Here is an 11,549-nt window from a genome sequence, read left to right as displayed (position 1 = left end):
CCACGGAGGGAGTGGGACTCGAACCCACATGTCCTTTCGGACGGCGGTTTTCAAGACCGCTGCCTTAGCCAATTCGGCGCATCCCTCCCCAAGACACCGAAACCTCACGGGCGCGGCCTAGTGGCGCAAGGTTTGTGCGGGTGTCTAGATTCAAAATACGTTCAGCTGCACCCTCGTGCCGATCGAACGAACTCTACTGCACCGACGGAGCACGCCCCCATGTCGCAAGTTCCCCAGGACGCCGAGTCGGCCATTGAGCTGCTCAAGAGCGTCGGCGGTGATGAAATGGTCGCGATGATGATGCAGACCTTCATCCAGTTTGCCGAGGAACGGCTTGCCAAGCTCAATGAGGAGCGCGAGAGCGGCAACGTCAGCGAGGTGGCCAGCATTGCGCACGCCCTCAAGTCCAGCGCCCGCCAACTCGGCGCGCACTCTATGGGCGAGGCCTGTGCCGTGGTCGAGCACGCCGGCAAAACAGGGGATAACGACGGCGCGCTGAATGGCGTGGCCGCCATTCAGCGCGAATATGCCGTGGCCAAGACCTGGATGCAGGCCTTGGCGACTGGAGCCTAGCCCTACGGCTTTGGCTTGACGGGCACGGTCGTCTTCTTGGCCGAGTCGCTCGGAATCACTGGCGCCGGCTCCGCTGACTCCGGACCAAACAACTCGCGATCGAGCTGCGTGGCACGCGCCACGGCTCGTGCCTGTTTCATCATCGCCGCCGATTCGGTGGCGTTCCCCTGCAACCGGTACGCCTCCGAGAGCAGGTACGCGGTGGACACGTACAGGTAGGGAATCCCCACCGACGGGCGGTCCACCCACTCGTTCTTGCGGATCAGCGACGCCGGCGCACGGAGTTCCTTCACAAGCGCGCCGGTGCGAGTGACGTCCACCCAGCCTTCGGGCGATACTTTCATCACGTCCGCGCCGGCCACGACGCTGTCGCGCATCAGCTTGCGCGCGAGCCCCTGCGTGACGAGATAGTTCGAGAGCCCGAGCTCCGAGCCATACGAGCCAGACGTACGGCTGAAGTACACCGTCCGCTTGGCGTCCTTGATCATCTGGAGCACAAAAATGTCGGCACGCGCGAGGAATCGTGGCTGCACCACCGCGTGGATGTTCCCCACCTGGAACATTTGTGGCTCACGAATTTCCTGGCCGAGCGGTACAGCGTCGGCCTGATCCATCGTGATTTCCATCGGCGAGCCGGTGGGCTTGATCCACTTCTGTCCGCGATACACCGCAGGCCCCTTGGCCTCGTCATAATCGTATACGGGACGGCGAATCATCTGCCGCGTGTACCAATCGGTGTTGAGCAGCGAGGTGTTGGCAATGAGCACGTCCTTGCGCACGCCGAGCACTTCCTGAGCATACCAGAGCGGGAAGGTGTCGTTGTCGCCCACCGTCACGAGAATGCCGTACGGCTCAACGGAGTTAAGCATGTCAATGGCAAAATCAGCGGTGTCGGTTTGCCCACGGCGCGTGGACGACTGCCAGTTGGCAAACAGTGGCACAAAGGCCAGCACCAGCACCGGCGCGGTCAGCGCCCAGGCGCGATTCGTTGGCAGTTCAATCGTCTCGCGGCCGAGGACGTGCTTCTCGCGACCAATGATCGCGGCCAGCGATTCCCATACATAGATGAGGCCGAGCGAGGCCCACACGCTCCACGCCGAGAAACTCCACAAATAGAAGTAATCTCGATCGCGCACTTCTCGGTTCACGGTGTCGCCGAGTTCCGGGTCCTGACTCGCGCCGTACTTAAAGTTCAGATAGTAGATGAGGCCGAGCGTGAGCGTGAACATGAGCGGCCCAAAGAACGCAAAGCTGCGTGGGTCTCGCTTCCAGTGCACCCACCCGCCGAGCAGGCCGAGCACGAGGAACACCGACGCCAGCGCCAATTGGAGCGCCACATGCTCGCCGTGGGCGTCACGCACCCACTGCCACTTGAAGTAGAGCCACCACATGCCGATCTGCGCGCTCAACGGTGCCTGACGCTCGCTCAACTCGGGCTTGCCGTACTGGCCGCGGTTGAAGTTGTACATGAACGCGTCGTAGGTGCCCTTCGAGAACGTGCAGTTGACGTTGAGCCCCGCGCGGCAGGCCGTCGGTTCGCCTTCGTTCACGGCGGGGAAGTGCGCGGCGCGAATGGGCTGCGTGGCAAAGCTCGAGCCGCCCACGAACATCGCGGCGGCGCACGCCAGCAACAGCTGCCAGCGGAGAATCCATTTGGGACGACGAATCAGCACGGCGAGGCCTACGGCGGGCATCGCAAGAATGCCGGCCATGTGCACCGCGTAGCCGAGTCCAAGGATGTAGGCAATGAGTACCAACGTGCGGTCGGCCTTGGGGCCGTCCGGATCGTCGCACCAGCGCACCGTGAGCCATGCAATGATCGCGAGCCCAGCGAGCGACACCGTGTACACCTTCTCATTCACCACCGACTGCGACCACACGGTAAACGCGGTGCCGCCAATCAGCGCGGCCAACGCGCCGCCGGCAATGCGCTGCCAGCGCTGCGTGAACCAGCCCACGAGCACGCGCTCTGTGATGAGGAACCACATCCCTGCGCTCACAGCACTGGAGAGCGCGGCAAGGAGGTTCACGCGCATCGCGATCGTAGGAGCGATGGGCAACAGCGTGAACACACGCCCGAGCAGCACGAAGAACGGATTCCCCGGCGGATGCGGAATGCCGAGCACGTAGGCGGCGGAGATGTACTCGCTCGTGTCCCACATCGCCGTTTCGGGCGAGAGGGTGAGGATGTACAGGATCATCACCATCCCCGCCGCGATGGCTGCGGCGAGATAGGACGGGCGATAGTCGAGTTCCGTGCGGGCCGATGTCGTCATTAGATCTGAATTCCGGAGGAGCGATAACGAGGATAACCCTGAAATCTCATCGGAGGTCACCGAGAGGGGAAGCTCCAGCGCCTGCTCCAGGGCGCCCTCCCAGCGGCGCCCCTCGGCTGGCCCTGGGGGGCGGACTAGTGCCGGAAGGTGCGCCGGCCGGTAAAGATCATGGCAATGCCGTGTTCGTTGGCCGCGGCAATGACGTCGGCGTCACGCACCGAGCCACCGGGCTGCACGATGGCCGTGACCCCAGCTGCGGCGGCTTGGTCGATGCCGTCGCGGAAGGGGAAGAAGGCGTCCGAACCGAGCGAGGAGCCCGCGGTGGTGTGGCTGGCGGCGGTGGCCTTGTGCGCCGCAAGGAACGCGGCGTCCACGCGCGACATCTGCCCGGCGCCAATGCCAATAGTCGCGCCGTCGCGGGCAAGCACGATGGCATTCGACTTCACGCTCGCCACCGCACGCCACGCAAACAGGAGATCCTTGTATTCGGCAGCCGTCGGTTTGCGCTCCGATACCACCTGCCAGTCGGCGTCGTCGAGGCGGGCGCTGGCGCGCTCCTGCACCAGCACGCCGCCGCGCACGGTCTTGAGGTCAAACGAGCCCGCGGGCACCGTGGCCGTACCTTCGAGCACGCGCAAATTCTTTTTCTCAAGCAGAATGGCGAGCGCATCGGGCTCGAACTTGGGTGCCACCACGCACTCCACAAAGAGCGAGGCTACGGCCTTTGCGGCTTCCACGTCCACCGGCACCGTAAACGCAATCACCGAGCCGAAGGCGCTGGTGGGATCGCAGGCGAGCGCCTTCTTGTAGGCTTCCACCGCAGAACTTCCCGTGGCAAGGCCGCACGGGGTGGTGTGCTTGACGATCGCGCAGGCCGTTTCGCCTGCAAACGGATCGGAGGCGAGCAGCGCGCCTTCGAGGTCGAGAAAATTATTGAACGAAAGTTCCTTGCCACCAAGCTGACGCAGGGCGCCGAGTCCGGCGCCCGGTTCGTCAACATAGAACGCGGCATTCTGGCCGGGGTTCTCGCCATACCGCAGCGACTGCTGGTGTTCGAGCGCAATCGTGAGACGCTCGGGGAACCGGTCGCCGCGCTGTGCGGCAAACCAGCGTGCAATCGCGGCGTCGTACGACGCCGTGTGTTCAAAGACCTTGGCGGCGAGGGCTCGGCGCAGATCGCCGGCATCAGCGCTCGTCGCGCCGGCGGTGATGGAGGCAAGCACGCGCTCGTAATCCGCGGGGTCCACCACGGTGTAGACGCTATCAAAGTTCTTGGCCGCCGAGCGAATCATCGATGGTCCGCCAATGTCGATCTGTTCAATCACTTCGTGCGGTGCCACGCCAGCTCGGCGCGCGGTGGCGCGGAACGGATAGAGGTTCACGCAGACGAGATCGATAGGCTGAATGCCGTGGGCCGCGATTGCGGCCATGTGTTCGGGCAAATCGCGTCGCGCGAGCAGGCCACCATGCACGGCGGGGTGGAGCGTCTTCACGCGCCCGTCGAGCATCTCGGGGAACTGCGTCACGGCGCTCACGTCGGCGCACGGAATGCCGGCGTCGCGAATCGCCTTGGCGGTGCCGCCAGTGGAGAGTAGCTCCCAGCCGAGCGTGTGCAGAGCCGAAGCGAAGTCGGTGAGGCCGGTTTTGTCGGAAACGGAGAGCAGGGCGCGTGGCATGGGGCGTTCGCGAGGATGGAGTGAGCTAGGACGCGCGCTTGGCGCGTTGTTCTACAAAGGAAAGCAAGGTGCGCGGATACAGTTCATGCTCGGCGGCCAGGACGCGCGCGCCGAGTGATTGGGCGGTGTCGCCAGGGAGCACCGGGACGTGCGCCTGCGCGAGAATGGCGCCGCGGTCGTATTCGTCGGTGACGAGATGCACGGTGGCGCCGGATTCGGTGTCACCGGCGGCGAGCACGGCTTCGTGCACGTGGTGGCCATACATACCAGCGCCGCCAAACTTCGGGAGCAGCGCTGGGTGAATGTTGAGGATGGCGCCACTCCAACGACGCACGACTTCGGCGGGCACGAGTTTGAGATAGCCGGCCAGTACGACGACGTCCACGCGATGTTCGAGCAAGAGCGCTTCGAGCGCCGCGCCGTCGGACGGTTTGGCAATAACGGCCGTGGCAATGTGCCGTTGCCGCGCGCGTTCGAGCGCAAAGGCTTGCGCGCGGTTGCTGGCGACGAGCACGACCTGCGCGGGCGGCGCACTGCGTGAGGCAAGCGTTTGTAGGATGGACTCGAGGTTCGAGCCACTCCCCGAGGCGAGCACCGCGAGGCGCATCATACGTGCAGGATCATGTGCACGGCGTCGGTGAGCGTCGCGGCTACTTCCAGTTGCTCGCGTGCTTTGGCGAGGTCGTCGGGCGGCGTGGCGGCGTTGGGTACGAGAATGCCGCGCCCGCCAAAGTGCAGCGCGGGCGCAATGTCGCGCCAACGATCACCCACCCAAACGGAATCCTTGAGACTTACGGCGAGCTCGAGCGCGGCCTGCGTGTAGAGGGCCGTGCCTGGCTTGCGGCATTCGCACGGACCGCCGAAATCGGGGTGATGCGGGCAGAAGTAGTGGCCGTCAAGAAAAGCGCCGCGTTCGGCGAGCAGATCGTCGAGGCGCGCCTGCACCGCGCGATAATCAGCTTCGGTGAGCAGTCCGCGGGCGATGCCGGACTGATTCGTGACGATGATGCTGGCCCACATCGCGTAGTTGAGGCGACGCACCGCGTTGGCGGCGCTGTTCACCAGCTCCACTTGCTCGGGCGCTTTGATATAGCCCACATCCTGAATGAGCGTTCCGTCGCGGTCCAGAAAGACCGCGGCGCGCGCTTCGCGAATGTTTGACAAGTGGTCTCCTGTGACCGCGAGTTGGGCTCGTGCGAGCACGCCAGAATGCGGGTTATGCGTCATGGGGCAGCAACCGGCCGCGCGTCACCGGTCGCGTGCTGCGTGGATGCGTGCTGCGTGGATGCGTGCTGCGTGGATGCGTGCTGCGTGGACGCATCGAGGAGGCGCGCGGAAAGTCGCGCGTCGTCGTGGGGTGCAACGGCTCGCAGGTCGAGGAGCAGGCGTCCGTCGGCCACGCGTCCAACAATGGGCATCGCATGGTCACGCAATGCCGGCTCTAGCGCCGCGTCGGCCGCAATGGCGTACGAGGGAATGCGCGCGGTAGGGAAGGCGCCCCCGCCAACGGTTGCGTCGGTGGCCACGACTTCCACGTTCAGGTGACCGCCGCGCAGCTGTGCGGCCAGTGCCTCTGCGCGCGCTTTCAGTCCGTCGGCCGGTGCGGTGAGCATGGAGAGCGCGGGGATCTCACGTACGGCCCGCGCCGGATCACGATACAGCGCGAGTGTGGCGTGGAGTGCGGCGAGGGTGAGCTTGTCTACCCGTAGCGCACGCGCCAGCGGGTTCTGACGCAGCGCCCCAATGTGCGCCTTGCTCCCGAGCATGATGCCGGCCTGCGGGCCTCCGAGGAGTTTGTCGCCGCTCATCATGACCAACGAAGCACCGGCACGCACCGCGTCGCGCGCAGTTGGCTCGCCCTGCAGTCCCCATGGGGCGAGGTCGAGCATGAGCCCGCTGCCGAAATCGTACAGCAGCGGCACTCCGCCCTCAGCGGCCACCGGCGCGAGGTCGCGCACGCTCACTGACGCCACAAACCCTTCGAGCGCGAAGTTGCTGCGGTGCACACTGACGATGGCGCCCGTGGTCGCGGAGAGGGCGCGCCGATAGTCGTCGGCATGGGTGCGATTGGTGGTGCCCACTTCCACGAGTCGCGCACCACTGCGCGTCATAATGTCGGGTACGCGGAAGCTACCGCCGATCTCGACCAACTCCCCGCGCGAAATGATCGCGTCGCGGCCATCGGCGAAGGTGTTGAGCGCGAGCACCAGCGCTGCGGCGCAGTTGTTCACGACGAGCGCATCTTCGGCGCCAGTGAGTTCGGCGAGGAGCGCCGCGCAGTGCACGTGGCGCGAGCCGCGAGCGCCGGTGGTGGCGTCGTATTCGAGCGTGGAGAATCCGCCGGCCACCTCGCGAATGGCGTCGAGTGCGACCTCCGCGAGCGGGGCGCGTCCCAGGTTGGTGTGGAGTACGACGCCGGTCGCGTTGATGGCGCGCCGGAGCGTCGAGCGTTCGCGCCGCGTCACATGGGCGCGCACGGCGGCACACCACCCCGCCGCATCTACTGGCGCGGCCGCGGGTTCTCGGCGCGCCGCCTCAATGGCATCGCGCGCGGCGTCGGTGACGAGTGAACGCGGGGCGTCGCGGAGCAGGGCCTGCACTCCCTCATACTCGAGGAGAGTGCCCACCGCCGGCAATGCGCGACGCGGATCGGTCACGGTGTGTGCGACTCCGGTGGTTTTCCGGCGATGGGCGTCACGGGAGGCTTTTTGGCGGCAAGTGAATCGGCAACGGCTTTCTTGAGCGCAGTGCTGTCGACTGCCGGTTTTTTTACCGCGCTGCTGTCTGTCGTTGCCTTCTTCACCGCGGTGCTGTCGGCACTCGGCTTTTTTGCGGGCAATGAATCTGCTGCGGTTTTCTTTGTGACGGATGGCGTCGACGTCGCCGACGGTGCAGCGCCCGGCTTTGCGCCTGGGGCGCCGGCGCGTTTCGTCGTGTCCTTGGGTGCCGGCTTGGGGCGGTACACCATCTTGCTATCGGTTTTTCGCACGGCGCCGTCGAGCGCGATGGCACCGGTGAGATGCACACGTACAGTGTCGCCAATCTTGAGTGGCGCGACGAGTTGCAGCACGTAGTCGGACACTGGGGCGGCGCGGGCGGGTTTCGGCGCGGGTTCGCGTTTGACCGTGTCGCGCGACGCTTTCACGGCATCAATCTGCGCCTGCGCAATGGAGTCGCGTACCGCCACCGCTCGCACAGAATCCGCCTTGGCTCGCGCCGTGCGGGTGGCCTTCGTGGTGTCGGCCTTGGCGAGCGAGTCGTCGCGTTCTTTTTTGGCGATCACTGCGAGCGAATCAAAACGTGAGGACGCATAAAGCGCGCGAATCGCGCGTACCGACGAGTCTTTGTTCAGCAAGACGAACTGCGACACCGCGAGCGGCGACGCCGGGTTGATCGGTCGGTCGAACTTGATGCGGAGCGCCGTGGAATCCACCAACGCGATGTCCGACATCTTGGGCGGAATCGAGTCGTGCGAAAACACATAGAAGTCGCGGCGCGCCGAATCGGTGAGCGTCAGCGTCACCGTGTCCCACGGTTCGTTGCGATCCTTCTGCCGATTGCGATTCTGGTCGAAATAGGCGCGCACCCGCAGCTCTGCCGACGGCGGCGTTTGCGCGAGCGCAAAACGACCGAGCGAATCGGAGGCGGTGAGCCACACGAGTGTGGTGTCGGTGCCGAGCATTGCCTCAATGCGAGCGCCGGCAATCACCTTTTGGCCAATCCAGTCGAACACCACGCCGCGCACCACGCCACGGGGAATTGAATCGCCGGTGGAGAATACCGTGAACAGCGCCTTCTTGATGTCGTTGTTGCTCAGGTCCGAGAGCCCAGGGAGCAGCGTGACGGTGTAGGCCGTGTTAGGGCGCCATCCTTTCTTGGGATGAATGGCGATCTTGGTGCGCTGCCAGTCCACCACTGGCGGTCCGTCTGACGGAGACACCACCACGATTTGATCGAGCGTCGGTGCCGTCTTGGGGCGTTCACTCACCACTTCGTCGAAGGTGAACACTACGTCCTTCACCTTGGCGCGCAGCGCGCCAGTGTCAGGCGTCACCGACAGTAACACCGGCGCTTTTTTGTCCTTGGCGCCGCCCGGTGGCTGACCCATCGACGCGCACGCCACGACCAAGGCCCACGCGACCGCGGCCAACGCCATCACCGGTGGGCGCGTGCTCACTCGGCGACCAGCGCGCGCACTTTGGCGTCGAGTTGATCGCGGCGCGCGGTCCAATCGCGTTCCTTGGCACGTTCCGCTTCCACGAGCTCCGGCGGCGCCTTGTCGGTGAACTTGGTGTTGCTCAACCGGCCGCGTAGTCCGCCGAGTTGTTTGTCGAGATTCTCGAGCTCCGCACGGAGCCGAGCGATTTCCTTGTCGAGATCCACCACGCCAGCGAGCGGTAATACGAGCTCGGCACCGCCGCGCAGTAACGCGTGCGCGGCCGCGCCCTTCGGCGCCGCGTCGGTGCTGATGGTGCACTTGGCGAGGCGCGACACAAACGCCACTTCGGTGAGCAGCATGGCCACCGCGTCGCTCGCACCGGCGAGATGCGCGGTAATCTGCTGACCGGGTGGAATGGAATAGTCCGAACGCAACTGCCGAATAGCAGTGATGGCGCGCTGTGCAAGATCAAAGGCTTCGTCACCGGTGCGAAGCGCGGGAGCCGTGGGCCACTTTGCCACCGCGATGAAGGTGCCAGGCGTCCACGTGGGAAGCCGGCGCCAGAGCGTCTCGGTGATAAACGGCATCACAGGATGGAGCAGCCGCAGGGCTTGGTCGAACACGTGGGTGAGCACAGCGCGCGCCACTTCGCGGTCATCGCCGGGCTGCTGTAGACGACCCTTGGTGGCTTCGACATACCAGTCGGCGAGTTCGTTCCACACAAAGCGGCGACCGGCTTCGGCGTATGCATCCAACCGGAGGCCGGCGTTCCGCTCGGCTTCGGGCCAGTGCCCGTCGCGTGGACGCGCGGGGCCAAAGGCCGTTTCGCATTCGGCAATCGTCGCGGCGAGGCGATTCAGAATCCAGCGGTCGGCGCCGGTGAGGGCGTCTTCCGGCAGATCGTGGAAGGCACGCACCGGTTCGTTCCCGACGCTCATCAGCAAGAAGCGTCCGATGTTCCAGAGCTTCGTGGCAAAGTTGCGCCCAGGGGCAAATGATTTATCGAGATCGGTGGGGTCGAGCATCACATCCACGCCGAGTCCCATCCCCTGCACAATCGTGTAGCGCAAGGCGTCGGCGCCGTAGGTGGCCACTACGTCGAGCGGATCAATGCCGTTGCCGAGGGACTTCGACATTTTGCGATGTTGCATGTCGCGCACCGTGCCGTGCAGATACACGGTGTGGAACGGCGCTTCGCCAAGGCAGTAGTAGCCGGCCATGATCATGCGGGCCACCCAGAAGAACAAAATCTCTGGTGCGGTGATCAGCACGTCGGTGGGGTAGAACGCGCGCAGGTCTTCGGCGTCGGCGTTCGGCCAGCCGAGGGTGGAGAAGGGCCAGAGCCACGACGAGAACCAGGTGTCGAGAACGTCGGTCTCCTGCGTCACCGCGCCACCGCATTTTTCGCAGGCGGTGGGATCGTCGCGATACGCCTTCTCAAACTGGCACGCATCGCAGCGCCACACGGGCACGCGGTGTCCCCACCAGATCTGCCGCGAGATGTTCCAGTCGCGGATTCCTTCCATCCAGTTCACATACACGGCTTCCCAGCGCTCGGGGAGCACGCGAATGCTGCCATCACGCACCGCCTGCAGGGCAGGGGCGGCGAGAGGCGCCATCTTCACAAACCACTGGTCACTCAAACGCGGCTCCACCACAGTGTCGCAGCGGTAACAGTGGCGCACGGCGTGCACGCGTTGGTCGATTTTGTCTACTAGCCCGCGTGCGGTGAGCGCACGCACAATCGCTTTGCGCCCAGCGTCGCGGTCGAGCCCCACAAACTCTGCCGGCGTGCGCGCGCCTTCGGCGGCGGGGTCGTCGCGCAGAAAACCGTCGGGGGTGATGATGACGGGCTGGCCGAGGTTGTGTCGCTTGCCCACTTCAAAGTCGTTGGCGTCGTGCGCTGGTGTGATCTTGAGCGCGCCGGTGCCGAACTCACGTTCCACGTACGAGTCGGCAATCACGGGGATGAGCAGCCCGTTGAGCGGATGCACCAGCGTACGCCCCACGAGATCGGCGTAGCGGTCGTCTTCGGGGTGCACGGCTACCGCGACGTCGCCCGGAAGTGTTTCGGGGCGCGTGGTGGCGACCACGACGAAGCGTGATGCGTCATCGCTGACGGGATACCGAATGTGATAGAGCGCGCCCGTTTCGTCGGCGAACTCGGCTTCTTCGTCGGAGAGCGAGGTGAGGCAACGCGGGCACCAGTGAATGACGCGGTGGCCGCGGTAGATGAGTTCGTCGTCGTAGAGGCGCACGAATACTTCGCGCACGGCGCGCGAGAGCTCGGGGCTGAACGTGTAGGCGGTGCGGTCCCAATCGCAGCTGGCGCCCACGGCGCGCAACTGCTGGAGGATGACGCCGCCGGTCTGCGCCACATGTGCTTTGACACGTTCCACAAATGCGTCGCGCCCGAGGGCGTCGCGCGAGCTGCCTTCTTTGGCGAGCGCTTTTTCCACGATGTTCTGCGTGGCAATGCCTGCGTGGTCGGTGCCGGGCACCCAGAGCGCTTCATCGCCGACCATCCGGCGCCAGCGGATGAGCACATCCTGCGCCGTGTTGTTGAGTCCATGCCCCATATGGAGCACGCCCGTGACATTGGGCGGCGGAATCACAATCGTGAAGGGATCACGGTCGCCGCCATTGTGGCGCGAGCGCTTGGGGTCGGCGCGGAAAACGCCGGCGGCTTCCCACTCAGCGTACAGGGCACGCTCGGTGGCCCCCGCGTCGTAGAGCGGCGGGATCTCGGACGGGTTACTGGGATTCGTCATTTGGTTGAAAAATAGTCGCCCACGCCCCCCCTTTGCTATGGTTTGGCACATAGCTCCAACGAGACGCGCGGGTTAAGTTATAGGCATATCCCCC

The 11,549-nt window shown here is 65.0% G+C and carries 8 protein-coding genes and 1 tRNA gene; 1 reads left to right on the top strand and 8 read right to left on the bottom strand.

The window, feature by feature from the left end:
- Positions 1-3 precede the first annotated feature (3 nt).
- Positions 4-88: transfer RNA gene (locus tag NTZ43_07930), tRNA-Ser, on the bottom strand.
- Between the two features lie 131 nt (positions 89-219).
- Here NTZ43_07930 and NTZ43_07925 point away from each other — a divergent pair.
- Entirely contained in the window at positions 220-573 is a 354-nt protein-coding gene (locus tag NTZ43_07925; GenBank protein ID MCX5767133.1) for an Hpt domain-containing protein, read from the top strand.
- A gap of 2 nt (positions 574-575) precedes the next feature.
- Here NTZ43_07925 and NTZ43_07920 read toward each other — a convergent pair whose 3' ends face one another.
- From NTZ43_07920 to NTZ43_07890, 7 genes are all read right to left on the bottom strand, one after another.
- Positions 576-2,849 carry a DUF2723 domain-containing protein gene (locus NTZ43_07920; protein MCX5767132.1) on the bottom strand — a complete coding sequence of 758 codons (2,274 nt, stop codon included), beginning with the start codon at positions 2,847-2,849 and terminating at the stop codon, positions 576-578.
- A gap of 134 nt (positions 2,850-2,983) precedes the next feature.
- Positions 2,984-4,525: a bifunctional phosphoribosylaminoimidazolecarboxamide formyltransferase/IMP cyclohydrolase gene (gene purH, locus NTZ43_07915; protein ID MCX5767131.1), complete on the bottom strand. Its 1,542-nt coding sequence runs from the start codon at positions 4,523-4,525 to the stop codon at positions 2,984-2,986.
- Positions 4,526-4,550: 25 nt separating this feature from the next.
- Positions 4,551-5,135: a phosphoribosylglycinamide formyltransferase gene (purN, locus tag NTZ43_07910; protein ID MCX5767130.1), complete on the bottom strand. Its 585-nt coding sequence runs from the start codon at positions 5,133-5,135 to the stop codon at positions 4,551-4,553.
- On the bottom strand, positions 5,132-5,752 hold the full coding sequence (locus NTZ43_07905; protein ID MCX5767129.1) for an HAD family hydrolase: 621 nt from the start codon (positions 5,750-5,752) through the stop codon (positions 5,132-5,134). Before NTZ43_07905 ends, purN begins: the two co-directional genes overlap by 4 nt.
- A complete protein-coding gene (gene selA, locus NTZ43_07900) occupies positions 5,749-7,182 on the bottom strand; it encodes an L-seryl-tRNA(Sec) selenium transferase (GenBank protein MCX5767128.1) in 1,434 nt (477 codons plus the stop codon). Before selA ends, NTZ43_07905 begins: the two co-directional genes overlap by 4 nt.
- A complete protein-coding gene (locus tag NTZ43_07895; GenBank protein MCX5767127.1) occupies positions 7,179-8,702 on the bottom strand; it encodes an Ig-like domain-containing protein in 1,524 nt (507 codons plus the stop codon). Before NTZ43_07895 ends, selA begins: the two co-directional genes overlap by 4 nt.
- Positions 8,699-11,455, bottom strand: coding sequence for a valine--tRNA ligase (locus NTZ43_07890; GenBank protein MCX5767126.1), 2,757 nt, complete (start codon positions 11,453-11,455; stop codon positions 8,699-8,701). The genes NTZ43_07895 and NTZ43_07890 overlap by 4 nt, the downstream gene beginning before the upstream one ends.
- Positions 11,456-11,549: the final 94 nt, after the last annotated feature.

The organism is Gemmatimonadota bacterium, from assembly GCA_026387915.1.
GTDB lineage: Bacteria > Gemmatimonadota > Gemmatimonadetes > Gemmatimonadales > Gemmatimonadaceae > Fen-1231.
Note: the sequence above shows the minus strand (reverse complement) of the source record. Positions and strands in the feature narration are given on the sequence as shown.

Excerpts from the sequence above, each read along its gene's own strand:
- NTZ43_07925 (MCX5767133.1), top strand. The coding sequence starts at position 220 with ATGTCGCAAGTTCCCCAGGACGCCGAGTCGGCCATTGAGCTGCTCAAG.
- NTZ43_07920 (MCX5767132.1), bottom strand. The coding sequence starts at position 2,849 with ATGACGACATCGGCCCGCACGGAACTCGACTATCGCCCGTCCTATCTC.
- purH (MCX5767131.1), bottom strand. The coding sequence starts at position 4,525 with ATGCCACGCGCCCTGCTCTCCGTTTCCGACAAAACCGGCCTCACCGAC.
- purN (MCX5767130.1), bottom strand. The coding sequence starts at position 5,135 with ATGATGCGCCTCGCGGTGCTCGCCTCGGGGAGTGGCTCGAACCTCGAG.
- NTZ43_07905 (MCX5767129.1), bottom strand. The coding sequence starts at position 5,752 with ATGACGCATAACCCGCATTCTGGCGTGCTCGCACGAGCCCAACTCGCG.
- NTZ43_07890 (MCX5767126.1), bottom strand. The coding sequence starts at position 11,455 with ATGACGAATCCCAGTAACCCGTCCGAGATCCCGCCGCTCTACGACGCG.